Raw genomic sequence first — 20,709 nt, 5'->3', positions numbered from 1 at the left:
CTTTTTACCGCAGACGAAAGAGAGTGTCGGGTGGGATCAGAACATTCCGAAGAACGGAACGTCTTTCATCCTCTCTTGCTCAGAAAACGCCTCGTAGAAAAGCTGGTCGTGCCAGAAGGCAAGGAAGCTATCGCGGAAATGGATCTGGGGAACGATTTCACCGCCACCGATCCGCTCGATCAAGTTGGCACCGACACCATCGGACCAACGGACAGCCGTCTGAAACACAGAGAGACCATCTTCCTTCGTCCTCGACGTATAGACATCGGAGATCTTCCGGTAGTTGCGACCTCCGTCCCGCAGAGCTGTGCCATAGCCGCGAATGTCAGAGGCGAACCACACGGAGATCTCGAACCTGTCGTGCCATTCTTCTCGGATCTCGACGCGGTGATCGTTGCGGATGTGGGACAAGAGCAAAACAGGCATCAGAACATTCCGTAGTGGGGAAGACCTTCGAGCAAAGCCTGCTCCTCTTTGGAGAGAGCCAGCTTCTCTGCCGCGATATTGTCGTAGGACTGCTTTTCGTAGGCGCGGAAGGAGTCCTTGATGGGCTGGTTGCTATACCAGACCTCGCCGGTCGCCTTCTTGATCACGTCACCGGCGTAAAACTGCAGCCATGTTCTCGACAGGTTGAAGTAGCTTGTCGCCAGCTCTTTGATCTGGTCGGAGTCAAGGCCGCGTGTGTCGTAATCCACGAGGTCGGCGCGGTTCTCCCACTTCCGGTAAGACTCACCGATCACCGGATCGACCCAATAGGGCACCTGAACGCCAACTTTCAACCGGCTGCCGTCGGTGACCACCGTGACCTTGGCGTCACCGTGGATGTAATCATACTGCAGGGCTCCATATGACATCAGAACATCCCGAAGTTGGGGAGATTTTTCATCTCCTCGTTCTCGACCGCCTCGGCCTTCTTGCGCTCATCCTCTTTCTCGCGCTCAACCGCTTCACACCTCCGGCGGTCGCGCTCAAGCTCGCGTCCTTGCAGCCTCATCTCCCGGTCCACCTTATCGAAGTCGACACCGATGGACTCTGCAGCTTCGCGCCACATCCGCGAGAGGTTCTCGGTCTCGGATGATTCCGTCATCCTGGAGATTTCCTTGCGCATCAGCTCCAGAAGCTCGCGTCTCTCCAACCCGAGGCCGTCATATTCATCCACAGTGATGTATTCTGCCTTTTTACCCGAGAACGTCGTGTTGGATGAGTATGCCGGCGATCTGGCTACCGGCTTGACGAATGTGAAGTCGAGCGGCTTCCCGGTATTGTCGTCGATAACCTTTGGCGGCGTCTTAAAGATAGATCCGCTGTTCGTGTTCTCGAAGCTGGCCTTGTAGACCGGAATGGCGGTTTCAGACCGCGGAATAACACCACCTGACTTGGAAGCGCCGCCGCAGAAGCTGTTGTAGCTACCCTGGCTCTCTTCCTTGAAAAAATGCCTCACCCAGGAGGCGTCGATGCCATTCATGATCTATCATCCCTTTTGAAGGTGTGGCCGCCAATCACGGCGGTGGTGGTGAAAGAGCGGGACCAGCCGGGCGTCACGCTGCTGTGGTCGTAGAAATAGGTCGCGCCGCGTGTGAGGTCCGGGCTCATACCGGACATGGTGCTGATCGCCACCATCAGCGCGTTCTCGTAAGCCGCCGGCTCCTTGATGCTCACGTCACCCTTCACGGTCCACGAGAACTGAGGCTGCCCCTTGCGGTTCTTCTGATAGACCACCTTGCAGACGCTATCGGGGAAGCCATCGGCCTCAACCCGGTTCAGCGTCACATGGGCGACCGCGCGCTGGCCTGCGAAGTCCTCGCCGCGCGCCTCGTGGTAGATGTTGTTCGCCAGACAGGTGACTTCCTTGGCGTCAAGGTGCGTCACTTCTGCATCGCCCATCAAACCGAGCGCCATGATCATTTCGAGAAGCTGGAGCTTCATGTCGTTTCCTTTTCGTTAGGTAAGCGCTTACTTACCCGCCGGTGACAGGAAAGTCACCCGCTGTTAGAACATGCCGTAATTAGGCAACTTCTCCGAGGCCTCGCGCTCAAGGCGCTGCTGCAGCTTCACACGCGACAGCCAGCGCCGGCGCTTCATATTCTCCCGCTGGTGGCGGGTGACCTCGTGAATAAACGGCAGGTGTCCCTGGCCGCGCTGCAAGTCGCGCCGCAGCTTGTCGAGCAGGATCTCAGCCGCCTTCTGCCCGATCTGACCGCCGATCTTCCAGCGCGTCATTCGGTCCGTCGCGAAGGCGATCCGATACAGACCGTGAGGTCGTTTGCTCTGGATCAGGTAGACGTGAATGCCGCCACCGCTGTTCCCCTGATGCAGGACATAGTGATCGCTCAGGATTTCAAGTCTCAGCATCAGAACATCCCATAGAAAGGTGAGGTCATAGCCATCTTGTCGGTCTCCTCCTGCTCAAAGCGACGAACGGCCCGGCGCGCAGCAACCCGGAAGAGAGCGGTCTGCCAGAACCGAGACTCAGGGAACGCGGTAGCCATCTCCTCGGTCAGCGTTTCATCCGAGGTGGGTAGACCGTCCTTGTAGCGCTGAAAGGCCACTGCGAGGTCGTCACGCAACGACCAGCGCCGCTTCGTCTCCTCGTTATCCTTCTGAGGCGCGTTCTCAGCCAGGAACTCCTCGAGCAAAGCCCTCAGCTCCGGTGTCAGCAGCGCCATGTCAGAACATCCCGAAGTTGGGCATGGACTCCAGCTCAGCAACCTCTGCGGCGCGCTCAGCTTGTCTGGCGGCCGCTCTCTCAGCCCGGATGCGCTCGAAGTGCTCGCTGGCGCTGCGATGAGCCCGCTTGCTCTCGGCGCGCACGATGGCCGGGATCCAGGCCGGATCAGTGCCGGTCATTTCCGCGATCATGTCGGAGGAGTGCCAGAAATCCTCGTCGTTTCGCATCTCCTCGCGGATCACCGAGATAGCGTCACGATTTGCGTTCGTCTCTGTGAGCTTCTGGATATAGATCAGGTAGATTCCCTGAGCCTTACCGGCTCGCTCCTCATGCAGAGCGCGGTGCTCCCGCAGAAAGTCCTCATACGAGGCATAATCCTCGCAGTGGTTCTGCCGGTATTCTTTTTCGGACGGCGCTCGGTAGCTGATTGGTTGCATGGCGAGAGTTCCTTATGCCACGATGGCGCCGATTTCTCGGGCAGCTTTGCGAAGGTCGGATCGGAAATTCATCATCGCTCGGCGATCCGACGATGAGTTGGACGCGATCACGAGCCGCTTACCTTCCGGGCCAGAGACAAGCACACGAATATGCTTACCTCCTTGCTCGATCAGGTAGTTGGCGATGCCTAGACTGCTCAGCATCCCCTCAAGAACACGCTTTGTTTTTGGATAGCTCATGGTGAAACCTCAGTAAGTGATTACTTATTCATACATCAGAGCGCACCGAATGTCGGGTGGGACCGCTAACTCCCAGCTGTGGCGGCTTCGAGCTTCATCTTGAGGAACTGACGGTATGCCTCATCCATCGGAGGCATAACGGAGCTCATTGCCATACCGACCGCTTTCATCAGAGCCTGCTGCTCGCGCTTGGGATAGTCGCAGAGTGCCTTCATCGGCAGATTCTCCGGCTTCGTGCCAGGGTGGAGGCGCATATACTGGCGCAGGCACTCCCGAACAAAGATGGTGGTAGCGAACTCGAGCCGGTGCTCAGACAGATTTTCGCTCATGCGAACCTTCCGTGAATTACAATTTTGCAGTCTTGTGCATCCGGGCTTTCTGCGAGAGCGCGGCGTGGTGGTCGAAATGGGGCTGACGCTCCCAGTATTTCATCTTGCGTTCGCAGATCTCCAGCTCGAGCTTCGCCTGACGCTTCTCGGCGATCGTGCCGTTGTTCGACATGAAGGTGAGGAACAAGGAGTTCTGGTAGTGGTCCATGAAGCACTTCACGGCATCGCACTTGCTCGGATCGAAACCGGAGCCTGGTCCGGCGCCGGTATCAACAGAAACGCGGGTGGTCTGGTAGCAGAACATGGCAAACCTCTCTCTGTTCGTCTGTTCTTACCATAGCTGTCTAGCTAAGACCTGTCGGCTGGCAGGTCAGCGGATCAGTAGTCACCCTCGGCCACATGACAACACAGAAGACCCTCATCGCGCCACATGCGAGCCTCAGCGCGCCGGTCCTCGAAGACCAGCTTGGGATCGAAGCCAAACCCGCGGGCAGTATGAAGAAGCTCACGCTTAACGACATGAGAGTCACGGCGATCGCCATCAGCGCGCATGAAGAGACCGAACCCGCTGGCTTTGAGGATGCGAGCAGCCTTTTCGCGAACCGGACATTCCATATCGAGAAGCCACTTGCGCGTCATGTTGCGGCCAGCGGCTTTACGGCCGGTGATGAAGAGGATCTTGTGGTCGCCGGTTGCAAGCAGGGAGTGAAGAACAGCCCAGGTTGCCGGCATCGGCAAATCCTTGGCGACCTGTTCATCCGACAGGAAGCTGTTCCAGTCGGGCTTCGGCGGCCCCGCGGGCGGCGTCACGAAAAAGCTGGTGTCCTGAATGAAGTGAAGTCGGTGGGAAGCGTCAGCCAGCGTGCCGTCGATGTCGAAAACGATGTCCATGTGAACTCCTTGAGGAAAAAGGCCTGGCGCGAACGCCAGGCAGTTTGGCGTGAGGAGCAGAGAAAGGCAGAGAACTCACTCACGCGGCGGTGCAGGGACGCGCACCGAACCTATGCAGCGAGGGTGAGCCCGCTGGCTTTGGGCTTCAGCTCCACATGAAGCTGACCGACCACGATATCCTTGGCATGAGTGCCACCGAACTCGATCCAGCTCGCCCGGGTGTTGCTGACACTCTTGTTCGCCGTCAGGGAGTGGTAGCGATCCGCGCCGGTCTTGGCGTAAACCCGGCCATCGCGCTCAGCGACAGGGTAGGAGGTGTAGCTCCCACGGGTGAACACCAGCACGCGGGTCTCTGGGATCTCCTTGAAGAACATCAGGAGGCTTCCTCTTCGGTCGAAGGCTCAACCTCGACGGGATCAGCCGCAGGACCAGCCTCGACGATCGGCGAGCAGTCATGCGAGAGCGCCGACAGGCCGGTGACGGTCCAGGTGAGGTTTTCGTCCTCGAGACCGGGCAGGTTCTCAAGCGGCGTCTCACCATCCGGGACGGACACGACGATCTTGGTCTCCTGGGTGACCAGACGCCGCATGGTGACATTGAAAGAGGGCATTTCTTCCTCGGCAGGTTGGTGGTTGGTAAGGGCTCACCGAAGTAAGCCCTTACTTATTCTCGCTCAGAGACCGAGGATGGTCGAGAGCTTCTTGGCGATCGAGCTGTCGGTGCGCAGGGCGAGCGACTGGCCGGTGCGCGCAGCGATGCCGACCGCATCAAACAAGGCGAAGATCTGACCCTTCTGCGACTGCGCGGTGCCGTCACCCAGGCCAGCAGCCTTGTAACCGGCGACCAGATCGGCCGAGGTCATGGTGTTGTTCGCCTTCAGCAGACGGAACGCGATCACCACATAGTTCGAGGGCTCTTTGCCGGCGTGGATAGCCTGGAACAGGTTGTCAAACTTCTCGGCCACCTTGACCTGCACCGGACGCTTGGCGATCACGGCCGCTTTGTCGACCGGAGCACCTTCGATGATCTCAAACACGGCATCAGGCAGCGCGGAGACTTCGGTGCGCGGGGTGCGCGTCACCGGCGCGGCGTTCGGGTCGCGCGGCTTGCGGGTCTTCTTCGGCTCGGTCGAGGAGGCAGCGGTCGGTTCGGTCGAGACAGCAGCGCCGGCAGGCTGGTTCGCGTAGGCTTCGGCGCGCGCTGCGGCGTTCTCAAGCTCGGCCAGCGCACCTTCATCAAGCTCGGTCGTTGCGGGAGCCGTCGGCGCGGTGATGTTGGACAGATCAGCGAGGAGCGAGGCCTCGTCAAATTCTTCGATGGCAGCGGCTTCGGTCACGATCGGCTTCTTCGCCTCTTCAAAACCCGGATCCTTCTCAGCGCTCTCGGCGTTGGTCAGGCTTGCCAGCAGACCGGCGAGGTCGTCAGTCATTGCGTTCGAGGATTGCACTTCGGTGGTCACTTTCTCATCCTTTCAGGTTCTGCGCTTTTTGCGCTCTTCGTATGTTCTTTTTACCTCTCGCAGCACCGATAGTCGGCTGGGACGTTGCGTTTTATGCTGCAGCCAGCAGCGGCACGTTCTCGGGCAGGTGGAAGAAGCCCCAATCGAGTCCTTTGAAGAAGCACTCGTTCATCTTCTCCACATCATAGGCAGCGGCGTGCGCGAGCGCGGGGTCGTAATCGACCTCACAGGCGAAGCACAGCTCCTGAAGGTTCGGCTTCTTGCCATTGGAGGCAGCCCAGATGCCGTTCTCCATCGTGCAGACATAGGGCTGCGTCAGAAGCGGCAGACCGATACGGCCGAACTCCATGTTCAGGAAGTTGAAGTCGAACTCCGCGTTGTGGATCACGAAGAACTGGGCCTTGTTCAGGATCTTGTGGACCACCGGCCCGACGACTTCCCAGGTCGGCTCATTCAGCAGCTCGGCGCCGCTGATGCCGTGGACCCGCTGCGCTTCGGCGGGCATGTTGCGCAGCGGGTTGATCCGCTGCTCGTAGTTCCAGAACGCCTTGCGCTCGGCGATGTTCATAAGGTCAATCCGAACCTCGACGATCCGGTGCTCGGGCTCACAGAAGCCCGTGGTTTCGGTATCAAGACCGGCAGCGATCAAGCTCATAGCGAAGCTCCTGGATTGTGGCCTCGGCATCGTCGAGCGCCTTGCTTGCGGTTTCGAGCGCAACGGCAATCTCTCGGAGTGTCGCCGCGGACTTGGTGAACTGGTGCTTGCCCGGGTTGCGGGCAAGCTGGTAGCGGATCTGCTGCGCGAGCTTCCTCAAAACGCCACCTCATCCTCGACAGGCTCTGGTTTCGGGCGGTCCACCTTCTCGGTGATATAGACGAGGTGACGCGAGCCCGTCTGGTGAACGAAAAGCTCAAGCGCACCCTCATCCAGCTCGATCAAGGTTCCGCGCCAGGCGCCATTGAGGCAATCAAAGACGCGGGATTTGCCGTCTGGGCTCAGCTCGCCGAACTCGGCCATGCAATGATGCGGGTGCGTTCTGTCCGAGGACAGCCAGAATATGTCGCCGGTTTCGATGTCCGAGAAGAACCAGGAGCGCTCAGCTTTGACGTCAGACGGAATGCTCATTTCTGATCCTCTTCGTCTTCCCCGGTAGCGATTTCCGAGGAATAAACCCACTTCCAGACCATGACGTAGGCGCCCGGGTCGTCGCCCATGCTCACCTCGGCGTCATGGTCGATCTCCAGCTCGCCACCATCAGTCTCGACTGCGGCGCGGTAAGCCTCGACCGTCTCGCGGAAGACCGGATTGCTCTCCTCGGCGATCGCAGACTGGATTCGCTGACGCAGATCCTTGGCCTGCTGGATCGTCATGGTGCCCAGGGCAGCCTGCATCAGGTCCAGCTCGGCGATCGTGAACGGTAGCCGGCGGCCGCGCAGCATAAGCTCCTCGTTCAGACCATCAGCGGGCATCAGATTCACTCCACAGAAATGCCAGGAAATTCAGCTTCGAGCCTTTCGACGATTTCGCTCGCCGCTTCAGCGCTCGGAAGGTCGTTATGCTCCTCGAAAGGATCGGTCGAGCCATCAACCAGCTCGTCGGTGAGGCGCAGCTCGACGCACCAGAACTCGGGATCCTTCACCAGCTCGCTCGCCAGACCCGCGTCACCGTTCGCGTAATAAGCCATCGCATAGACGCCGACCTCGATCTGGCCCTCGTCAACCATCGCCTGTGTAATATCGGATCTTTTCACCACGCTCTCCTTTGTGTTGGTAAGTGCTTACTTACAATATAGCTCAGAGAAAGCGCGGTGTCGGGTGGGACACGAGAATCGTCAGTGCTTTTTAGTGAAAACCCTTTCCCGATCCTCCGGGAAGATCTTATCCACAGTGTTGCGTTCCATGAGGTTCGGCTTCCTCTCCCGCGTAACTTGTCTTTTAATGAGCGCGAAAAAGCGTGCTTCCCCTTGCGCGTTCGCGCCACGGTCGTTTGGAATCAGGGCAATAGTGGATTTCTGGCTGCTATCCATCACCTTAATCCCGCTGAGATAGAGGTGATCGGAGTTAAAGCGCGCGATTATCGCCTCTATGGAAACCGGGACCGACCGGATATCCTCATGCAACAGAATTACAAGCTCGCCACTCTCGAAGTTAAAGTGGGCTTGGTTGATGAACTCGGATGTGTTCAATACCCAGCCCAGTGCATCACGCGCCTGTTCCAGGTATTCTTGCGCAGCTTCATTCGTGACGGGACCGCTGTAGATCATATGGCACCATATCATTGGGGTAACCAACTGATACAGGGCCAGAGTGTCAAAGAGAAGCCTCTCAGCGACCGATTGTCACGTTGCCGAAGACATCTTTGCGAACGGACGAAGTGGCCTTCCTAGCAGCGCTTGCAGCGGCCAAGCTCGGCTCCGAGGGGTTCTTCATCTTGATATTTTTCAGGGCATCGTAGCGTGCGCGGCCATTTATGTTTTCTTCGGCAATGTTTCTCATCGAAAAGCGCACAACGGCATATTCGTCAATGACAATAGTCCGCTTCAGATGAAGCTTGTCACGATTGAAGCGATCCATAAGGTCGCGCATGGGCAACTCAAGGCGTTTACCGCCACGTTTAAGCTCCAGGACGAGCTCGCCCGTGCTAGGGGTATAGGAAGCTGTTGAGAGCTCAGGCTGGCTCTCAACGACCCAAGAAAGCGCCGCGTCGCTCTGTTCCAGATACAGCATTGCGGCGGCTGTGGTGACAGGCCCTGTATATTCGGTCCAGCAGCCGAATGCGGTCTTTTGACAGGTGTAATGCTCGCTCATAGGCACGGAGGTCGACTGACAACCTGCCAGAGCAAGAGCGATTGCGGTGGTAGCGATAAATCTCAGCATTTTCTGTCCTATAATAAGTGCTTACTTACAGTATGCTGCTGTGAAAACAACCTGTCGGGTGGGCGTTAGAGAGGAACCAGTGGCTCGTTTGCCGCGCGGTAAAGCGGATGATATGGCGCCCCGCCGTCAGTGTGCCCCAGGCACATAACTTCGCGATTACCCACCAGCCCTCTCACATGCGCGATTCTTGGCGTTGCCCACTTGAAGCTGCCCCAGGCCGCGATCAGAGGTCCATTCGCATTCGCCAACTCCCGGGTGATTATCGCGTCATTATTTGGACCGACAATATCCTCTCCGGCTCTCAGTGCCGCACGAACTACTGCAGGTTTCGGCGTCCGAATGGCATAGGCGTTCAAGACAAGAAGCCCACCGCATTCCTCGCGCTGCGCGAACCCAACGCAGCGCTTGATCGTGTTATCCAACTGAAAGGCATCAGCTGTGCTTGGATTGAACATCAAGAAAGTGCAAACGGGCAGGTCTGCGTCCCAGATGCGTTTCAGCGTGTAGCGGTATCTCTCGCAATGCGAGATTTCGGCAGTGCTGTCGATGAAATCTGGCAGCGGCATGTTTCTTCCTCTTCACTCACACGGCGCGTTTAAGATCGTAATTTGTCCAGCCATCCGTCAAGCCGGAGGCGTGCCGGCGAACCACGCCGGACATGGTTTTCTCGAAGTCGCAGAGTTCCATCGTGGTGTATTCCACCTCGGTGAACCGATCGTTGTAGGAGATTCCGACAACGATCATCTTCACGCCGCGCCATTCGTGGTAATGCTCGTAGAGAGCCGAGACCTCCACATGGTCGCCGATTGCATAGGTCGGCACCGGGAGGCGCGGATCAACCACCTTCGATCACCATCTGGATCTCGGTGCCGAACGGCAGCGGCAGACCCATCCCAACCTTGTCTCCCAGTTCACTCATCAGACAGTGAAGCTGCCAGACGGACCAGCCTTCAGAATCCTCTGTCGGAGGCACGAACGGGCGCTTGCCCAAGAAGAGATTCTCATGGCTCCGACGCAAGACCTCGCGGCCATGATCGGTCAGCTGGACGCGGACTTTCTCATTGATATTGAAGGGTAGAATATGGCTCATTGCTCAGCCTCACGCAGCGATGGCGGCAGGCTCGAGGGCGTCGAGAACAGCCCGCAGCTCGTTGGCGTATTTGTTTTTGCCGTCATAATCCTGGCCGAGCTGACCCTTGTCGAGCCGGTGGCGCAGGGATGCAATGTCAGTCCGATCAGGCGACCATTGCTCTTCCAGGCCATAGCAGGAGCAGTGCGAGCCGTTCACCTCCCAGAGCTCACCCTCGTAGCGGAACAGCACGAAGGCCTCGCCCGAATAGTCCTCGTAGGAATAGTAGGCGAGCAGGATCTCAACGCCTTCCATCGCCTTTGCCGCCGGCTCGCGGTTCTCCAACTTGTATCCCGTCTGGAAGAAGTCGTTCATCAGCCCCTTCTTGTCAGACCACTGGCCGAGATAGACGCCGTGGTCGAGCGCGCCTTGCAGCTCCAGCAGACGATCCAGCTCAGCCGCGATCAGCGCGCCGGCGATGGTCAGGTTCTTGATCGTGTCGCCTTTCGGGTTCGGCTGCGCGTGGTTCTTCCACGGCCAGAGCTTCTCGATAATCTGGGCGGCCGCCCAGTGCTTCACACCGCTGATGGCGTAGCAGGCGCCGGCACCAGCCAGCTGGCCGTCGATGTAGCCGCGATCACGCGCGGCATCATAGCCCTTTTCATTCAGCTGGCGCTTGCGCTCAGCGGCGATCAGTTCGGTTCCGTTCATTCTGGATCTCCCGCGCGGCGCACGAGAATAAAGCCATCGCGCAAATCGGTTTCCAGCTCATACGGGGTCACAGCCCAGCCGGTGCGGTCGGGCGCCTCCACACGGGCAACAATATCGCCTTCCTTCGCGTAAAGTTCCGCGAGGGTGCCGGTGTGCGGCAGGTATTTCTGAACGAAGGCCACCAGCAACTGAGCCGAGGATGCGTCCAAAACCGCCATGACAGTATTGTCGAAGGTCATATGAACCTGCGGGGTGGAAAACTCCCCGGTCTCCAGGTTGCGCACCCGATAGGCTGCGATCTTCATAGGGCCAGCGCGCATCATTCCTTCCTGACGCACAATGTCATTCTTGTCGTAGCGGTTGGGTTCGGGTTCGTAATTCATCTCAGCTCTCCGTGTTTTCGCTCATGGACATTGCGTTGTCGCGGACGTTGAAGGACGACGCCTTGCGGGCGATCTCGACCAGAACATCCGGGTCCAGGTGTGGGTTGAAAATTGAGGCGTTGCGGTAGCGGAACCACTCGCGGACCTCGTGCATCTCGGCATCGGTGATCAGCCCCATGACAGCGCCGACGATCTCCTGACGGCACATATGATAGGACAGGTAGCGCTTGGCCGACTTCCAGGGCGTGCGCTCGGTTGTCTTGCCGGTAGGGTCGAGCGTGGCATCGCTGCGCTCGTCAACCGCCAGCTGGATGAACGGCCGGCCGCCATGTCGCGTCACACCCTCGACCAGCAGACTGATGGTCCAGCCCGGCTTATAGGTGATCGCGTCAACGATCTCCTTGATCTCCTTCAGGCGCATTACCGGCTCCAGCTCTTGAAGTAATGGAGAGCTTCACCGAGGCCGACATTGATATTCCAGGTCAGCCACAGCAGCGCCATAGTGAGCGCGATAGCGAAGATGGCTGCGATAAAATCCGATGTGGTCTCGGTGAAGTTTCTCACTGGGTTCTCTCTGTGCTCTCTCGTAGGTATCTACTTACTTACTTTTTACCGCAGGTAAGCAGAGAAGTCGGGTGGGATTAGAACCAGCCCGCGATAGCCCCGATGATCGCAACCGGCACGCCGACGATGCGGATGATCAGCTCGGTCGTCACCGGGTCATTCCAGAGGCCGAAAATCTTGACGAGGTTCATGATCCAGCCGATCAGAGCCGCAACCACGACCACGATCCAGATGATAACTGCAGTTTTCATTCAGGTGTCCTTTCCGAGATCACACATGCTGCCAGGTCTTGCCATTGAGGATATTGGTCACGGTGGACCGACCGACGCCAAGCTGCCTGGCAAGCTCAGCGGCGGTTTTCTGGGACGCGCGGATCATCAGAACGTCAGCCGCTGTCAGCTTCGCGTTCGAGTTTGCCGAGCCCCGGCCGGACTTCAGGCCAGTGCGGTGCGCGTGTTTTTCATTGTCTGAGCCGGTGGACCACTCGAGGTTGTCCTTCGAGTTATTCTCCTTGTTGCCGTCCAGGTGGTTCACCTGCGGCAGGTTCAGCGGGTTGGGGTAGAAGCGGATCGCGACGATCCGGTTGATCAGCACGGACTTGGTGATGCTGCGCCAGGTGAAGTTGGCGTAGACCCGGCCGTTCTGCTTGTGAACGCGGACCTTGACGGGCTTGTAGACCGTGGACAGCAGGTTGCCGTGCTCGTCGGCCTTGGTGCAGCGCAGGATCGTGCCGTCTTCCTTGACCACGACATAGCGCTTGAGGATCATATCCTTGATCCAGGCGTTCTTGTTGAAGGCAACGGTCACATCAGCCTCCTCTCGCCGCACCGCTTGCAGCAATAGAAGGAGTAGCCCCAGGCACCGATGTCAGCGAAGGCCCATTTGTGGAAGTTCAGGCGACACAGAAGCGGCGTTTTAGCCATTCTCTGCCTCCTTCATTCGCTCCTCAGCGAGGCGCTTGCTCTCCTCGATCTTGCGAAGCCATTGCTCGTCAGTGGTTCCAGGAAGTCGCTTCAACGGGAAAATCCTCTGCTCTGCTGCTGGTATTCATCCACGAGGAGTTCGAGGACGGTGAGCGCCCGCTCCTTCATGACGAAGGGGTTTCCGATCGAGCTGCCATGCGTCTCGTAGGAGACTTGGCAGCCACTCGGGGTGTGATGAAGGGTGACCTTGGTGTCATAACCGCCGACACCCATGCCTTGCCGGAGATCCTCAACCAGCATCTCAACGTCGTTCCGGTCGATCACCGCTTTCCCTCCATGAAGAGGCGCGTGGTCACGATGTCCCGGACCTGCTGACGTTCGCGATTGCGTCGGTCGATCCTCTTGTTCGAGTGGCGGATCATCAACCAGAATGCTGAGCCGTATAACACGCAGACGATCACGATGGTGAGGATGAGAGAAAGGGTCACTTCGACACCTTGCGGCGCTCAAATTCCTCACGCTCAGCATTTCTCAGCTTTTCCAGCTCGGCATACATTGCGACCTGCGACGAGAGCGCGGAGCGAGCAGCCTCGAGCTCCTCGGTCAGCTGGCGCACCTTCTTGTGCATTCGCTGTTGCGACACCCGGGTAGCGTTGCGCTCATCCGCCAGGCGCGCGGTCAGAGCGCCAATATCCTCGATGGTCTCGGCTGTCTCGATCATGATGCGGGCTGTCTCTTTCGAGCCAATCAGCGCGTCGATGATCTGACTGTGATGGAGGTGCTTCTTACTCATTGTCGCGTCCTTTCACGACAGCGTTGGCGACCAGATTGATCATCCAGCAGATAGCGAGAAATCCGAGCAACTGACGGACATGGGTGCCGTCAGGTTCGCCGAACAGCCAGCCAATAGCGTCGGTGGCGAAGACGTAGATCAGGATGATAATCCCGATCACGACGAACACGCCGGCCTTCTTCCAAAAACGGTTCATTTGCGCGCTCCCTGGCTCGGCGCCTTCGGCTTGTTGTGCGCCAGCACCGTGTTGGTTTCGGTGATCCGCACCAGCAGGCGCCGGGTCGGCTCGACAGCCCGCACACCGCGGTGGAAGTCGGCACTGGTGAAGGTGGTGATGAAGCCCTCGCGGACGGTGCTCACCCTGACGCTCTGCGGGATCTGCTTGAGAAGATCCGGCATCGAGACCGGGCTGGCGACGCCGAGGTCGATCGGCTCGTCGATAAACTCCGTCTGCGGCCCATTCAGGACGCAAAGGTGATGGTGATCCATCATCTTCCCGAGTTCCGGGAACGCACCATCGAGGTGCCAGCCAGGAATACAGGAGTAGATGTCGGGCGTCAGATCCTGCACCTTCACGTCGATCAGCGTTCTGCGGAACCCGCCGACGAGCGGTGTCTGGTCGATGATGCTGCGGACCAGATTGTTGGTGCGCGGATAGACAAATTCGAGATCCGCATACTTCCAGTCATCCACCGGCCATTCGGTGATCTGATCAGGCAGTCCGCGCAAGGGTGTTTCAGCTGGCTTGATGTAGTTGAACCACATGCGTTCTCTCCTCTGTCTATCCGCTGTTCAGGTCAGGAAGGTGCGGCTCAGTAGCCGCACTCGTAGTCGCCGGTGATCACCTCGAACTTGCCGTCCTTCAGGACGTAGACGACGAAGTAATCGGTGCCGTTGTCTTCCTCAGCGGTGTCATAGATCAGCGAGGAGATGGCCTTGATCACCTCCTCCGACGGCTGGTCATAAACGTGGCCGACTTCAGCGGCGATCTTGCGGTTGTGTTCCAGCGCACCCGGCACATCTTCCACTTCGCGCGTCGTGGAATTGTAGCTGCGTGTGCGCTCCAGCAGGGCGTAGAGATCCTCGGCGTCGAGCTCTTCCTCGTCGCCGTTTTCATCGACGCGCTTGAAGGTCGGGAAGCTGCCGTTGAAGCCATAGCCGCCGACTTCATCGCTCTCGTGGCCGGCGATGTTGACGTAGAAGTCGGCCGAGTGCTCACAAGGCTCGCCGTCATTGAAGCCAGGCGTGTAACCCTTGACGGTGATAAGCGAGACTTCGCCCGAGGCGGCCAGTGCTTCGAGGAAGGGGCCGAGAGCCTCCTGGCGGCGCTGCTTGGCAGCTTCCTGCAGGGCGGTGATCTCAGCGCCGATGCGGCCGACTTCGGCGATCGAGGCAGCGGCGATAGCGTTGATATTGGTCATTCTGGTTCTCTCTTGTGTTTGGCCTTCCGGCCGGTGCGGCGCCGCTGATCTGCGACGGTTCGGGTGCGGAAACGCGGCGTGCGCAATGCGCGGGCAACCGGGTCTCGGGTTTTCATCTCTTCGGTGACACGCATCGTCTGCTCCTATAGTTGATAAGTGCTTACTTACTTTCTAACGCAGCAGACGACGAATGTCTTGCGGGATCACGCAGCGAGCGCGACGGGAGGTGCGAGATACCACTCGCGGGCTTTGGTCACGACGAACTTGGCGACCTGGCCCCACTCATAGCCCATCGCCTCAAGCTCGACCTTGCTCTCCTTGTGGATGTCGGTCGAGATCCACTTGATGAAGGCGCCGGTCAGCTTGGGATCGCGGGAGCCTTCGCAGGCTTCGGTCAGCGCTTGCTGCAGCCGGGCCTCGGTTACGAAGGTCAGCGCGAAGTCCACCGCGTCAGCCGGCACGTCGATCTTGGACGACACAGCCTTTGCCGACTTCTTGACGCGGTGCGCCTCGGTCTTCGCCTTGAAGGTGTTGCGGGTGAATTGCTCAAGGGTGCCGCTGGCTTCGGGCATGAACACCAGCCCCTCGCCCGGGCCTTCAACGTCGAAGGTCGCCTTGATGTAGGGGTCAACCTCGCCGATCGCCTCGACGGTCGCGTTGATCCGATCCGTCACGGTGCCGGCATTGGTGAAGTCGATCTTCACCGCATCATCAGCCCAGGGCAGGACATGAACGTCCTGCAGCAGGTGGTGCAGACGCATACGGATCCGATCCGGTTCGGTCAGCATCAGATTCGCCTCGATGTAATAGATGGCGAACACGAAGAAGGCGCGCTTACCGATCTTGGTCACAGCATCGTTCTGCTGGATACCCGACCCGGCCCACTCGCCAAACACCACGGCGCCGTCGATGTCGGACGAAACCCAGAGGTTCTTCTGGGAGGCCACCCAGGCCGCGAAGCCAGCGTTGTCGGTGCCGATCAGGTCATTATTGCGGCTCTGCGCGATCACGCTGTCACCTTCGACGCGGATGCCGCCATTGGTGCCGTGCAGTTTGATCTTCGGACGAACCGTCAGGCCGCGCGCGGCGTCACGATAGACGTGCGCGAAACTCTCGATACTGGGAAACTTTTGCATGTCGCTCCTTCTGTAAGCGCTTACTTACTTTGCGCGGCAGCCTGCCGCATGAGGTCTCGGTGAAGGTCTGCAAGGAGCGTGGAGACATCCCGCTCGATCAGACCGGAGGTGGTGTCATAGAGGACCGACACGATGGAGAGCATGGTCGAAATTCCGACGACGCCGTTCTCATATCGGTTCACCCACACCTGGAGCTGCTCGGTGGTCTTTCGGGTCAGCTCAGCGTTGAGGGAGGGCCAGTCGTCAGCCATTGTCGGCCTTCGGCAGGACTTTCACGTTGGTCAGATCGACCGAGCGGATGCGGTGCGCCGGGATGTGACAGCCGTTAACGGTCACGCCTTCGGTGCAGAACTTCGCCGCGATCTTCCTGAAGTCGGAGCGCAGCTCCTTCTCAGCATGAATGATGATGTAATCCGCGTAGCTCCACTTGCGGCCATAACCATCACGTCTGATCGTCCGCGTGTGCGGACCTCTGTCGAAGAATGTCACGATAATCTCGGCGGTCGCCATCTTGGACTCAGCCTCGATCGCCTCCTGACGCCGTGTCTGCTCCTTCAGCTGCAATGCAGCCTCGAACTTCTTGTGTTCCTGATACTTCCGCTTAAACCATCCGATCATTTCTTTTCTCGCTGATTAAGGTTGAGGCTCGCTCAAAAATTTCTCGACCCAAAGTGAAACCCAAAGAGGTGTTCACAAAGATCGTCACGACGATTGTTGGGGCGCAAATCACGCAGCCAAACCTCAGCCAAAAATTCTTCCTCTTGTGATCCGTCCGATTTTTCATCTGCTCGCTCGTTATTGCTTATCAACACGGTAGCAATAACGAGCGAGCAGATCGGCTGGGATCTTATCAGGCTGCACTCAACTCCAGCTCAGCGCGCAAACGCGAGTAGCGATCCATGAACAGGTCATACGCCTCATAAGGCGAGAGCATCGCGATCCCGATATTGGCAGCCTGGACCGGCCGGCCGTCCTTCGTGATCACGGCATGGCCCCACTGTTCGCCGGGGTCGCGCGGAACGATCTGTTCCCATTCAGCGGCGCAGACAGCATCGTCGGCCACCTTCACCTCGGGAGGCATGGGGAAGCTGAGCTGGTATTTCTGGGCGATCACCGCCTCGACCTTCTCCTCGAGGGCCTTGAACACGTCATGGAAGGCGGGGCTGTATTTCAGCGGCCGGATCATGTCGCCGATATAGGCCTCGGCCGCATCGTGCATCAGCGCGTCGAACTCCAGATCCGGCCGGCCCAGCTCACGCTTGACGAAATCAGCCACATAGACGGAATGCTCGGCGACCGAATAGCTGATCCGGTTGCGCAGGAAGCGGTGTTGCGTGGCGCCAAGCCAGCGCGACTGGCAGGCGAGGTGGCGCGCGATGGTTTTGATGTCCACCTGGTCGACGGTCATAGCGAAGGGATAGACCTTCCGACCGGACGCGGTGTGCATGAAGATTTCTTCGGGCTTCATCATTCTCTCCTGTGTTGAGCCCGGTGACGACCACCGGGCTCTGTCTTGCGCGGGCTGATCAGCCCGCGGCGCAGTCGCACTCATTCACGACGCCGAGCGGCGCGACTTCGACGACCACGGCCTTGTCGAGTTCCACGAAGACGCCGGCGAAGGTCTGGTCGATGGCCTCGAAGGCATTCAGGAACTCGCCGGTGAGGACGTCCGAGACATCCACGTTGCTGGCGGCCAGGGCGGCGATCGAGGACAGAACGCCATCGACATTGGCGAGGACCGCGCGCAGCTGGATGCTGGTTTTGGCGAGGACGTTCGCTTTGTCGAGGATCAGCTCGAGCTCCTTACCGGCGCGCTCCTCACGCTCTGCCGTCTGCTGGGCGATCAGAGCTTTGCGGCGGGAGACGCGGTGTGCGATTTCATTGACGGTGGGCATGGTAAACCTTTCTGGTGTGGTAAGTGCTTACTTATGTTTTACGCGACAGACGAGAGTTTGTCGCATGGGATTGTCAGTGAAGATGCTTGGAGCTGCACTTCATCTGAGCAACTTCCTCGAGACGGTTCTTAAGGAAGTCGGTGACATAGGCGACCCGGGACTCCAGATCGGTCGTGATCATCCGCGTAAAGCGGATGTGACGCGGCGCGGTGACGGCGGCGCCGTGGATCAAAAGGTTGACGTTCGACTGGTAGGCGGGGTTCCAGCCGGGCCGGTTCTCCGCCTCGGTGTAGGTGGGCAGTGGCGGGATCAGGAAGGTATGGTCGAAGTAGCTCATGGTCGCTCCCTGACAATACCTGACATATTTTTCGATCCGAGCCATCTCCTCCGGGGCCAGCTCACTCGCTGAGTGCATGTGAACCTCTGCCATCATGTAGCCAACCATATCCAGAGGAGTGCGGTCGAGGATCACATTGTCCTTCATTTCTTTCAGCTGGGTGATGAACTTCGCCAGCATCTTCTCCTGAAGGACCAGACGCTCTTTCAGCGTCAGCTTGCCGATCGCCTCGTAACCGCAGGACCGCGCCAGCTCAGTGATCGAGGTGGGCTGGAAGCGGATTCCCAGGCGTTCAGCGACGGCCTTCCCGAGCGTGGTTTTGCCGGTGCCTGACGCACCGGCCAGACCATAAATCACAGGAGCGATCCTCCGTTGTAGAGGCGGAAGACGGAGATGGGACCGATGGCCCACACCTTGCCGATCACGATGTCATTCTCATTCAGGGCGTCACCGCCCCAGCTGAACGACCAGTTCAGCGGATTGAAGCTGAAGCCGAGCTCCCACATCACACGACCCCCGTCGAGCCGAAGCCACCAAAGCCGCGGGTGGTCTCGCGCACGAAACCGCCGCTCCAGCAGAAGTGACCCTGATGCACGGGGGCGACGACGATCTGCGCGATGCGGTCACCCACTCTGATCTTGAACGGCTCGTTGCCGTTGTTGATCAGCAGCACACCCAGCTCGCCCTGATAGTCGCTGTCGATGGTGCCCGGCGCGTTCAGCACGGTGATGCCGTTCTTGAACGCCAGACCGCTGCGCGGCCGGACCTGGATCTCCCAGCCCGACGGAATGTCGCAGCCAAGGCCGGTTGGCACCAGGGCGCGGTGGCCGGGATAAATGATCAGCTCCTCTACCGAGCGCACATCGGCGCCGGCGGCCTCGGTGGTCGAATAGTCGGGCAGCTTCGCGGCGTCATGCAGCTTTTTGAAGCCAACGATCGGATTGGTCATTTCTCTTCTCCAAAGAGGGATTGTTTCGCGAGACCGGCAAAGGCCTCGCCAAGGAAGTCGGATGCGGCATCGACTGCCGCGTCCTCGTTTTCAAAGTTGCCGACCTTGGTCTCGCCACCGTCGAGCGAGAAGTAGAACTTCCCGGTCTCGGGGTAGGTATCGACCGTGATCGTGGCGACCAGCTTGTCAGTCATGGATCGCCTCATTCGGCACGGTCTTGCGATGCTGAACGAAGCCGGTCAGGCTGCCATGCAGCTCGGGATGGCTGTAGAAGATGCCATCATCGTCCTCGTCGAAGACCTCATCCGGGCTGCACTGGTGCTCCAGCGGCGAAGCGTGAACCGCGGCGTTGCCGACCAGCAGATCGTAGCGCTCCAGCTCCTTCTCGTAGGTGCTGTTGCCGTCGAAGGGCTTGTAGCTGATCCGCGCGCAGCGGGCGGCCGAGACCTTCTTGCCGATGGAGTTCAGGTCGTCTTCCGGGTCGAGCACAGCCTCTGCGGCGCTGCTGAAACGCCAGACAGTCAGATCGTTCGCCAGCTCGGCGCCGGTGACGTAAGGAAGGTGCCACTGGCCCGGGTAGAGAACCTGCGCGGTCTCAGAGCCAGCCTGCAGAGCCTTGCCAACCAGCACCGCGAGGTCACGGATATGCGGTTCGGCATCCGGGTGGTCGCGCAGGTGCAGGAAGTTCGCCCAGTGCGTCGAGGTCACCAGCAGGTCCATCCACATCCAGGGCTCGACCAGACGGTTCGCAACCTGCTTGTGATAGTCAGCATCCGCGAAGCTCTCGGCGAGGTCGCACATCATATCGCGACCCCAGAGCCATGCGGCTTCAGCGTCCACCGGCATGTCATTGTCGCTGTGCAGCGCGGCTGCACCCTTGATCAGAATCTTCTCCTGCCAGTCCGGCACACCCTGCATACCCGGCTTGGCGCCAGTCCAGTGCCAGGGAACGAAGGCGCTGGAGCGGATCTCACCGAGCAGCGTCTTGATCGGGACGGCGCGCGAGGAGCGGGCGTTGCGGTTGAAGACCCGGTGGGTCATCAGCTCGCCGTGAATGATGCGCGGATAGCGCAGGTGCAGCGTGTAGACGGTGCGGCCGGTCAGGGCGTGGCGCGAGGCCAGAACGACCTCCGCGAACATGTTCGGCTGACCGGGATGGGTGAAGCGGATCATTCCACGCGCTCCTTAGCCAGAGCTGCGACCGTTTCGCGCGCGACCTTTGCCATGCTGCGCACGGTGCCATTGGCGTGGTCGGTCTCCTTGTCTGCGATCTTCCGCAGAGCATCCAAGGCGGTAACCAGCATCGCGTCATAGAGCCGGAAGCGGCGCTCGCGGGTGAGGCGACCCTCTTCGGTCGTGCTGCGCATTGCCCGGATGGTGTCATTCGCGGCTTGCAGCTCAGCCTTGAGCTGAGCGACCTTTTCGGCGCTGGCGAAGGACTCCTTGTAAGCGCCCTGCGCCTCGCGCGCGGTCATGTCCTGGATCTTCACCAGTTCATCGAGCTTGGCCTTGTAGCCCTCAAGCTCGATATGCAGCCAGCGACGCGCCAGCTTGTCTTTCAGTGCAGCGAACATTTTCGCCCTCTTATGTAAGTGGTTACTTATCTGCCAGGGCGAGCGGAAACCCG

General features: G+C 59.2%; 47 protein-coding genes. All 47 read right to left on the bottom strand.

Translation table 11 applies throughout. The annotated features are described in order from the left end of the window. Window positions 1-36: 36 nt before the first annotated feature. A complete protein-coding gene (locus tag AC4FS3_RS18990) occupies window positions 37-426 on the bottom strand; it encodes a hypothetical protein (protein ID WP_491021846.1) in 390 nt (129 codons plus the stop codon). After that, the gene (locus AC4FS3_RS18985) at window positions 426-854 is read right to left on the bottom strand and encodes a hypothetical protein (protein WP_491021845.1); all 429 of its coding nucleotides are present in this window, start codon (window positions 852-854) and stop codon (window positions 426-428) included. Before AC4FS3_RS18985 ends, AC4FS3_RS18990 begins: the two co-directional genes overlap by 1 nt. Further along, entirely contained in the window at window positions 854-1,465 is a 612-nt protein-coding gene (locus AC4FS3_RS18980) for a hypothetical protein (RefSeq protein WP_491021844.1), read from the bottom strand. The genes AC4FS3_RS18985 and AC4FS3_RS18980 overlap by 1 nt, the downstream gene beginning before the upstream one ends. Next, window positions 1,462-1,926, bottom strand: a complete 465-nt coding sequence (locus tag AC4FS3_RS18975; RefSeq protein WP_491021843.1) for a cell wall hydrolase — start codon at window positions 1,924-1,926, stop codon at window positions 1,462-1,464. The genes AC4FS3_RS18980 and AC4FS3_RS18975 overlap by 4 nt, the downstream gene beginning before the upstream one ends. Before the next feature lie 63 nt (window positions 1,927-1,989). Continuing rightward, window positions 1,990-2,352: a hypothetical protein gene (locus AC4FS3_RS18970; RefSeq protein WP_491021842.1), complete on the bottom strand. Its 363-nt coding sequence runs from the start codon at window positions 2,350-2,352 to the stop codon at window positions 1,990-1,992. Beyond that, on the bottom strand, window positions 2,352-2,666 hold the full coding sequence (locus AC4FS3_RS18965) for a hypothetical protein (RefSeq protein WP_491021841.1): 315 nt from the start codon (window positions 2,664-2,666) through the stop codon (window positions 2,352-2,354). Before AC4FS3_RS18965 ends, AC4FS3_RS18970 begins: the two co-directional genes overlap by 1 nt. Window position 2,667: 1 nt before the next feature. Then, the gene (locus tag AC4FS3_RS18960; RefSeq protein WP_491021840.1) at window positions 2,668-3,105 is read right to left on the bottom strand and encodes a hypothetical protein; all 438 of its coding nucleotides are present in this window, start codon (window positions 3,103-3,105) and stop codon (window positions 2,668-2,670) included. A gap of 12 nt (window positions 3,106-3,117) precedes the next feature. After that, a complete protein-coding gene (locus AC4FS3_RS18955) occupies window positions 3,118-3,345 on the bottom strand; it encodes a hypothetical protein (protein ID WP_491021839.1) in 228 nt (75 codons plus the stop codon). A 65-nt stretch (window positions 3,346-3,410) separates the two neighbouring features. Beyond that, on the bottom strand, window positions 3,411-3,674 hold the full coding sequence (locus AC4FS3_RS18950; protein ID WP_491021838.1) for a hypothetical protein: 264 nt from the start codon (window positions 3,672-3,674) through the stop codon (window positions 3,411-3,413). Window positions 3,675-3,690: 16 nt separating this feature from the next. Continuing rightward, on the bottom strand, window positions 3,691-3,978 hold the full coding sequence (locus AC4FS3_RS18945) for a hypothetical protein (protein ID WP_491021837.1): 288 nt from the start codon (window positions 3,976-3,978) through the stop codon (window positions 3,691-3,693). A 74-nt stretch (window positions 3,979-4,052) separates the two neighbouring features. Further along, complete coding sequence (locus AC4FS3_RS18940) at window positions 4,053-4,565, bottom strand: phosphatase domain-containing protein (RefSeq protein WP_491021836.1); 513 nt, start codon at window positions 4,563-4,565, stop codon at window positions 4,053-4,055. Between the two features lie 110 nt (window positions 4,566-4,675). Beyond that, entirely contained in the window at window positions 4,676-4,939 is a 264-nt protein-coding gene (locus AC4FS3_RS18935; RefSeq protein WP_491021835.1) for a hypothetical protein, read from the bottom strand. Further along, window positions 4,939-5,175, bottom strand: a complete 237-nt coding sequence (locus AC4FS3_RS18930) for a hypothetical protein (RefSeq protein ID WP_491021834.1) — start codon at window positions 5,173-5,175, stop codon at window positions 4,939-4,941. The genes AC4FS3_RS18935 and AC4FS3_RS18930 overlap by 1 nt, the downstream gene beginning before the upstream one ends. Before the next feature lie 63 nt (window positions 5,176-5,238). Continuing rightward, on the bottom strand, window positions 5,239-6,024 hold the full coding sequence (locus tag AC4FS3_RS18925) for a hypothetical protein (protein ID WP_491021833.1): 786 nt from the start codon (window positions 6,022-6,024) through the stop codon (window positions 5,239-5,241). Between the two features lie 91 nt (window positions 6,025-6,115). Next, a complete protein-coding gene (locus AC4FS3_RS18920) occupies window positions 6,116-6,679 on the bottom strand; it encodes a 3'-5' exonuclease (protein WP_491021832.1) in 564 nt (187 codons plus the stop codon). Continuing rightward, complete coding sequence (locus AC4FS3_RS18915) at window positions 6,654-6,839, bottom strand: hypothetical protein (RefSeq protein ID WP_491021831.1); 186 nt, start codon at window positions 6,837-6,839, stop codon at window positions 6,654-6,656. Before AC4FS3_RS18915 ends, AC4FS3_RS18920 begins: the two co-directional genes overlap by 26 nt. After that, window positions 6,836-7,150 carry a hypothetical protein gene (locus AC4FS3_RS18910; RefSeq protein WP_491021830.1) on the bottom strand — a complete coding sequence of 105 codons (315 nt, stop codon included), beginning with the start codon at window positions 7,148-7,150 and terminating at the stop codon, window positions 6,836-6,838. Before AC4FS3_RS18910 ends, AC4FS3_RS18915 begins: the two co-directional genes overlap by 4 nt. Beyond that, window positions 7,147-7,494, bottom strand: coding sequence for a hypothetical protein (locus tag AC4FS3_RS18905; RefSeq protein ID WP_491021829.1), 348 nt, complete (start codon window positions 7,492-7,494; stop codon window positions 7,147-7,149). Before AC4FS3_RS18905 ends, AC4FS3_RS18910 begins: the two co-directional genes overlap by 4 nt. A 5-nt stretch (window positions 7,495-7,499) precedes the next feature. Beyond that, window positions 7,500-7,775 carry a hypothetical protein gene (locus AC4FS3_RS18900; RefSeq protein WP_491021828.1) on the bottom strand — a complete coding sequence of 92 codons (276 nt, stop codon included), beginning with the start codon at window positions 7,773-7,775 and terminating at the stop codon, window positions 7,500-7,502. A gap of 81 nt (window positions 7,776-7,856) precedes the next feature. Beyond that, window positions 7,857-8,288 (bottom strand): hypothetical protein, encoded by a 432-nt coding sequence (locus AC4FS3_RS18895; RefSeq protein ID WP_491021827.1) that lies wholly within the window; start codon window positions 8,286-8,288, stop codon window positions 7,857-7,859. Window positions 8,289-8,349: 61 nt separating this feature from the next. Continuing rightward, complete coding sequence (locus AC4FS3_RS18890) at window positions 8,350-8,901, bottom strand: hypothetical protein (RefSeq protein WP_491021826.1); 552 nt, start codon at window positions 8,899-8,901, stop codon at window positions 8,350-8,352. A 65-nt stretch (window positions 8,902-8,966) separates the two neighbouring features. Next, the gene (locus AC4FS3_RS18885) at window positions 8,967-9,467 is read right to left on the bottom strand and encodes a DUF1643 domain-containing protein (RefSeq protein ID WP_491021825.1); all 501 of its coding nucleotides are present in this window, start codon (window positions 9,465-9,467) and stop codon (window positions 8,967-8,969) included. A gap of 16 nt (window positions 9,468-9,483) precedes the next feature. Further along, window positions 9,484-9,744: a hypothetical protein gene (locus AC4FS3_RS18880; RefSeq protein WP_491021824.1), complete on the bottom strand. Its 261-nt coding sequence runs from the start codon at window positions 9,742-9,744 to the stop codon at window positions 9,484-9,486. Further along, a complete protein-coding gene (locus AC4FS3_RS18875) occupies window positions 9,737-9,991 on the bottom strand; it encodes a hypothetical protein (protein WP_491021823.1) in 255 nt (84 codons plus the stop codon). Before AC4FS3_RS18875 ends, AC4FS3_RS18880 begins: the two co-directional genes overlap by 8 nt. A 9-nt stretch (window positions 9,992-10,000) precedes the next feature. Beyond that, entirely contained in the window at window positions 10,001-10,681 is a 681-nt protein-coding gene (locus AC4FS3_RS18870) for a hypothetical protein (protein ID WP_491021822.1), read from the bottom strand. Next, window positions 10,678-11,064: a hypothetical protein gene (locus tag AC4FS3_RS18865; protein ID WP_491021821.1), complete on the bottom strand. Its 387-nt coding sequence runs from the start codon at window positions 11,062-11,064 to the stop codon at window positions 10,678-10,680. Before AC4FS3_RS18865 ends, AC4FS3_RS18870 begins: the two co-directional genes overlap by 4 nt. A 1-nt stretch (window position 11,065) precedes the next feature. Beyond that, on the bottom strand, window positions 11,066-11,485 hold the full coding sequence (locus tag AC4FS3_RS18860) for a hypothetical protein (protein ID WP_491021820.1): 420 nt from the start codon (window positions 11,483-11,485) through the stop codon (window positions 11,066-11,068). Next, entirely contained in the window at window positions 11,485-11,628 is a 144-nt protein-coding gene (locus AC4FS3_RS18855) for a hypothetical protein (RefSeq protein WP_491021819.1), read from the bottom strand. Before AC4FS3_RS18855 ends, AC4FS3_RS18860 begins: the two co-directional genes overlap by 1 nt. Window positions 11,629-11,705: 77 nt before the next feature. Continuing rightward, window positions 11,706-11,879 carry a hypothetical protein gene (locus AC4FS3_RS18850; RefSeq protein WP_491021818.1) on the bottom strand — a complete coding sequence of 58 codons (174 nt, stop codon included), beginning with the start codon at window positions 11,877-11,879 and terminating at the stop codon, window positions 11,706-11,708. Window positions 11,880-11,898: 19 nt separating this feature from the next. Further along, complete coding sequence (locus tag AC4FS3_RS18845) at window positions 11,899-12,435, bottom strand: HNH endonuclease (protein WP_491021817.1); 537 nt, start codon at window positions 12,433-12,435, stop codon at window positions 11,899-11,901. 206 nt (window positions 12,436-12,641) lie between these two features. Further along, the gene (locus tag AC4FS3_RS18840) at window positions 12,642-12,875 is read right to left on the bottom strand and encodes a hypothetical protein (RefSeq protein WP_491021816.1); all 234 of its coding nucleotides are present in this window, start codon (window positions 12,873-12,875) and stop codon (window positions 12,642-12,644) included. Then, window positions 12,872-13,039 carry a hypothetical protein gene (locus AC4FS3_RS18835; protein ID WP_491021815.1) on the bottom strand — a complete coding sequence of 56 codons (168 nt, stop codon included), beginning with the start codon at window positions 13,037-13,039 and terminating at the stop codon, window positions 12,872-12,874. The genes AC4FS3_RS18840 and AC4FS3_RS18835 overlap by 4 nt, the downstream gene beginning before the upstream one ends. After that, window positions 13,036-13,344: a hypothetical protein gene (locus tag AC4FS3_RS18830; RefSeq protein WP_491021814.1), complete on the bottom strand. Its 309-nt coding sequence runs from the start codon at window positions 13,342-13,344 to the stop codon at window positions 13,036-13,038. Before AC4FS3_RS18830 ends, AC4FS3_RS18835 begins: the two co-directional genes overlap by 4 nt. After that, window positions 13,337-13,540: a hypothetical protein gene (locus tag AC4FS3_RS18825; RefSeq protein ID WP_491021813.1), complete on the bottom strand. Its 204-nt coding sequence runs from the start codon at window positions 13,538-13,540 to the stop codon at window positions 13,337-13,339. The genes AC4FS3_RS18830 and AC4FS3_RS18825 overlap by 8 nt, the downstream gene beginning before the upstream one ends. Beyond that, the gene (locus AC4FS3_RS18820) at window positions 13,537-14,109 is read right to left on the bottom strand and encodes a hypothetical protein (protein WP_491021812.1); all 573 of its coding nucleotides are present in this window, start codon (window positions 14,107-14,109) and stop codon (window positions 13,537-13,539) included. The genes AC4FS3_RS18825 and AC4FS3_RS18820 overlap by 4 nt, the downstream gene beginning before the upstream one ends. A 47-nt stretch (window positions 14,110-14,156) precedes the next feature. Then, the gene (locus tag AC4FS3_RS18815; RefSeq protein ID WP_491021811.1) at window positions 14,157-14,765 is read right to left on the bottom strand and encodes a hypothetical protein; all 609 of its coding nucleotides are present in this window, start codon (window positions 14,763-14,765) and stop codon (window positions 14,157-14,159) included. 203 nt (window positions 14,766-14,968) lie between these two features. Next, window positions 14,969-15,901, bottom strand: a complete 933-nt coding sequence (locus AC4FS3_RS18810; RefSeq protein ID WP_491021810.1) for an RNA ligase family protein — start codon at window positions 15,899-15,901, stop codon at window positions 14,969-14,971. 20 nt (window positions 15,902-15,921) lie between these two features. Further along, on the bottom strand, window positions 15,922-16,152 hold the full coding sequence (locus AC4FS3_RS18805; RefSeq protein WP_491021809.1) for a hypothetical protein: 231 nt from the start codon (window positions 16,150-16,152) through the stop codon (window positions 15,922-15,924). Then, entirely contained in the window at window positions 16,145-16,519 is a 375-nt protein-coding gene (locus AC4FS3_RS18800) for a hypothetical protein (RefSeq protein WP_491021808.1), read from the bottom strand. Before AC4FS3_RS18800 ends, AC4FS3_RS18805 begins: the two co-directional genes overlap by 8 nt. A 232-nt stretch (window positions 16,520-16,751) precedes the next feature. After that, the gene (locus AC4FS3_RS18795; RefSeq protein ID WP_491021807.1) at window positions 16,752-17,369 is read right to left on the bottom strand and encodes an HD domain-containing protein; all 618 of its coding nucleotides are present in this window, start codon (window positions 17,367-17,369) and stop codon (window positions 16,752-16,754) included. Between the two features lie 58 nt (window positions 17,370-17,427). After that, complete coding sequence (locus AC4FS3_RS18790; protein WP_491021806.1) at window positions 17,428-17,796, bottom strand: hypothetical protein; 369 nt, start codon at window positions 17,794-17,796, stop codon at window positions 17,428-17,430. Between the two features lie 73 nt (window positions 17,797-17,869). Continuing rightward, window positions 17,870-18,490: an AAA family ATPase gene (locus tag AC4FS3_RS18785; protein ID WP_491021805.1), complete on the bottom strand. Its 621-nt coding sequence runs from the start codon at window positions 18,488-18,490 to the stop codon at window positions 17,870-17,872. Next, complete coding sequence (locus AC4FS3_RS18780; protein WP_491021804.1) at window positions 18,487-18,639, bottom strand: hypothetical protein; 153 nt, start codon at window positions 18,637-18,639, stop codon at window positions 18,487-18,489. The genes AC4FS3_RS18785 and AC4FS3_RS18780 overlap by 4 nt, the downstream gene beginning before the upstream one ends. Continuing rightward, complete coding sequence (gene dut, locus AC4FS3_RS18775; RefSeq protein ID WP_491021803.1) at window positions 18,639-19,082, bottom strand: dUTP diphosphatase; 444 nt, start codon at window positions 19,080-19,082, stop codon at window positions 18,639-18,641. Before dut ends, AC4FS3_RS18780 begins: the two co-directional genes overlap by 1 nt. Continuing rightward, window positions 19,079-19,276, bottom strand: coding sequence for a hypothetical protein (locus tag AC4FS3_RS18770; protein WP_491021802.1), 198 nt, complete (start codon window positions 19,274-19,276; stop codon window positions 19,079-19,081). The genes dut and AC4FS3_RS18770 overlap by 4 nt, the downstream gene beginning before the upstream one ends. Continuing rightward, window positions 19,269-20,255, bottom strand: a complete 987-nt coding sequence (locus AC4FS3_RS18765; protein WP_491021801.1) for a hypothetical protein — start codon at window positions 20,253-20,255, stop codon at window positions 19,269-19,271. The genes AC4FS3_RS18770 and AC4FS3_RS18765 overlap by 8 nt, the downstream gene beginning before the upstream one ends. After that, window positions 20,252-20,656 (bottom strand): hypothetical protein, encoded by a 405-nt coding sequence (locus tag AC4FS3_RS18760; protein ID WP_491021800.1) that lies wholly within the window; start codon window positions 20,654-20,656, stop codon window positions 20,252-20,254. The genes AC4FS3_RS18765 and AC4FS3_RS18760 overlap by 4 nt, the downstream gene beginning before the upstream one ends. Window positions 20,657-20,709: the final 53 nt, after the last annotated feature.

It is taken from the genome of Pseudogemmobacter sp. TB195 (assembly GCF_058313095.1).
Note: the sequence above shows the minus strand (reverse complement) of the source record. Positions and strands in the feature narration are given on the sequence as shown.

Excerpts from the sequence above, each read along its gene's own strand:
- AC4FS3_RS18990 (WP_491021846.1), bottom strand. The coding sequence starts at position 426 with ATGCCTGTTTTGCTCTTGTCCCACATCCGCAACGATCACCGCGTCGAG.
- AC4FS3_RS18985 (WP_491021845.1), bottom strand. The coding sequence starts at position 854 with ATGTCATATGGAGCCCTGCAGTATGATTACATCCACGGTGACGCCAAG.
- AC4FS3_RS18980 (WP_491021844.1), bottom strand. The coding sequence starts at position 1,465 with ATGAATGGCATCGACGCCTCCTGGGTGAGGCATTTTTTCAAGGAAGAG.
- AC4FS3_RS18975 (WP_491021843.1), bottom strand. The coding sequence starts at position 1,926 with ATGAAGCTCCAGCTTCTCGAAATGATCATGGCGCTCGGTTTGATGGGC.
- AC4FS3_RS18970 (WP_491021842.1), bottom strand. The coding sequence starts at position 2,352 with ATGCTGAGACTTGAAATCCTGAGCGATCACTATGTCCTGCATCAGGGG.
- AC4FS3_RS18965 (WP_491021841.1), bottom strand. The coding sequence starts at position 2,666 with ATGGCGCTGCTGACACCGGAGCTGAGGGCTTTGCTCGAGGAGTTCCTG.
- AC4FS3_RS18960 (WP_491021840.1), bottom strand. The coding sequence starts at position 3,105 with ATGCAACCAATCAGCTACCGAGCGCCGTCCGAAAAAGAATACCGGCAG.
- AC4FS3_RS18955 (WP_491021839.1), bottom strand. The coding sequence starts at position 3,345 with ATGAGCTATCCAAAAACAAAGCGTGTTCTTGAGGGGATGCTGAGCAGT.
- AC4FS3_RS18950 (WP_491021838.1), bottom strand. The coding sequence starts at position 3,674 with ATGAGCGAAAATCTGTCTGAGCACCGGCTCGAGTTCGCTACCACCATC.
- AC4FS3_RS18945 (WP_491021837.1), bottom strand. The coding sequence starts at position 3,978 with ATGTTCTGCTACCAGACCACCCGCGTTTCTGTTGATACCGGCGCCGGA.
- AC4FS3_RS18940 (WP_491021836.1), bottom strand. The coding sequence starts at position 4,565 with ATGGACATCGTTTTCGACATCGACGGCACGCTGGCTGACGCTTCCCAC.
- AC4FS3_RS18935 (WP_491021835.1), bottom strand. The coding sequence starts at position 4,939 with ATGTTCTTCAAGGAGATCCCAGAGACCCGCGTGCTGGTGTTCACCCGT.
- AC4FS3_RS18930 (WP_491021834.1), bottom strand. The coding sequence starts at position 5,175 with ATGCCCTCTTTCAATGTCACCATGCGGCGTCTGGTCACCCAGGAGACC.
- AC4FS3_RS18920 (WP_491021832.1), bottom strand. The coding sequence starts at position 6,679 with ATGAGCTTGATCGCTGCCGGTCTTGATACCGAAACCACGGGCTTCTGT.
- AC4FS3_RS18910 (WP_491021830.1), bottom strand. The coding sequence starts at position 7,150 with ATGAGCATTCCGTCTGACGTCAAAGCTGAGCGCTCCTGGTTCTTCTCG.
- AC4FS3_RS18905 (WP_491021829.1), bottom strand. The coding sequence starts at position 7,494 with ATGCCCGCTGATGGTCTGAACGAGGAGCTTATGCTGCGCGGCCGCCGG.
- AC4FS3_RS18895 (WP_491021827.1), bottom strand. The coding sequence starts at position 8,288 with ATGATCTACAGCGGTCCCGTCACGAATGAAGCTGCGCAAGAATACCTG.
- AC4FS3_RS18890 (WP_491021826.1), bottom strand. The coding sequence starts at position 8,901 with ATGCTGAGATTTATCGCTACCACCGCAATCGCTCTTGCTCTGGCAGGT.
- AC4FS3_RS18885 (WP_491021825.1), bottom strand. The coding sequence starts at position 9,467 with ATGCCGCTGCCAGATTTCATCGACAGCACTGCCGAAATCTCGCATTGC.
- AC4FS3_RS18875 (WP_491021823.1), bottom strand. The coding sequence starts at position 9,991 with ATGAGCCATATTCTACCCTTCAATATCAATGAGAAAGTCCGCGTCCAG.
- AC4FS3_RS18870 (WP_491021822.1), bottom strand. The coding sequence starts at position 10,681 with ATGAACGGAACCGAACTGATCGCCGCTGAGCGCAAGCGCCAGCTGAAT.
- AC4FS3_RS18865 (WP_491021821.1), bottom strand. The coding sequence starts at position 11,064 with ATGAATTACGAACCCGAACCCAACCGCTACGACAAGAATGACATTGTG.
- AC4FS3_RS18860 (WP_491021820.1), bottom strand. The coding sequence starts at position 11,485 with ATGCGCCTGAAGGAGATCAAGGAGATCGTTGACGCGATCACCTATAAG.
- AC4FS3_RS18850 (WP_491021818.1), bottom strand. The coding sequence starts at position 11,879 with ATGAAAACTGCAGTTATCATCTGGATCGTGGTCGTGGTTGCGGCTCTG.
- AC4FS3_RS18830 (WP_491021814.1), bottom strand. The coding sequence starts at position 13,344 with ATGAGTAAGAAGCACCTCCATCACAGTCAGATCATCGACGCGCTGATT.
- AC4FS3_RS18825 (WP_491021813.1), bottom strand. The coding sequence starts at position 13,540 with ATGAACCGTTTTTGGAAGAAGGCCGGCGTGTTCGTCGTGATCGGGATT.
- AC4FS3_RS18820 (WP_491021812.1), bottom strand. The coding sequence starts at position 14,109 with ATGTGGTTCAACTACATCAAGCCAGCTGAAACACCCTTGCGCGGACTG.
- AC4FS3_RS18815 (WP_491021811.1), bottom strand. The coding sequence starts at position 14,765 with ATGACCAATATCAACGCTATCGCCGCTGCCTCGATCGCCGAAGTCGGC.
- AC4FS3_RS18810 (WP_491021810.1), bottom strand. The coding sequence starts at position 15,901 with ATGCAAAAGTTTCCCAGTATCGAGAGTTTCGCGCACGTCTATCGTGAC.
- AC4FS3_RS18805 (WP_491021809.1), bottom strand. The coding sequence starts at position 16,152 with ATGGCTGACGACTGGCCCTCCCTCAACGCTGAGCTGACCCGAAAGACC.
- AC4FS3_RS18800 (WP_491021808.1), bottom strand. The coding sequence starts at position 16,519 with ATGATCGGATGGTTTAAGCGGAAGTATCAGGAACACAAGAAGTTCGAG.
- AC4FS3_RS18795 (WP_491021807.1), bottom strand. The coding sequence starts at position 17,369 with ATGAAGCCCGAAGAAATCTTCATGCACACCGCGTCCGGTCGGAAGGTC.
- AC4FS3_RS18790 (WP_491021806.1), bottom strand. The coding sequence starts at position 17,796 with ATGCCCACCGTCAATGAAATCGCACACCGCGTCTCCCGCCGCAAAGCT.
- AC4FS3_RS18780 (WP_491021804.1), bottom strand. The coding sequence starts at position 18,639 with ATGTGGGAGCTCGGCTTCAGCTTCAATCCGCTGAACTGGTCGTTCAGC.
- dut (WP_491021803.1), bottom strand. The coding sequence starts at position 19,082 with ATGACCAATCCGATCGTTGGCTTCAAAAAGCTGCATGACGCCGCGAAG.
- AC4FS3_RS18770 (WP_491021802.1), bottom strand. The coding sequence starts at position 19,276 with ATGACTGACAAGCTGGTCGCCACGATCACGGTCGATACCTACCCCGAG.
- AC4FS3_RS18765 (WP_491021801.1), bottom strand. The coding sequence starts at position 20,255 with ATGATCCGCTTCACCCATCCCGGTCAGCCGAACATGTTCGCGGAGGTC.
- AC4FS3_RS18760 (WP_491021800.1), bottom strand. The coding sequence starts at position 20,656 with ATGTTCGCTGCACTGAAAGACAAGCTGGCGCGTCGCTGGCTGCATATC.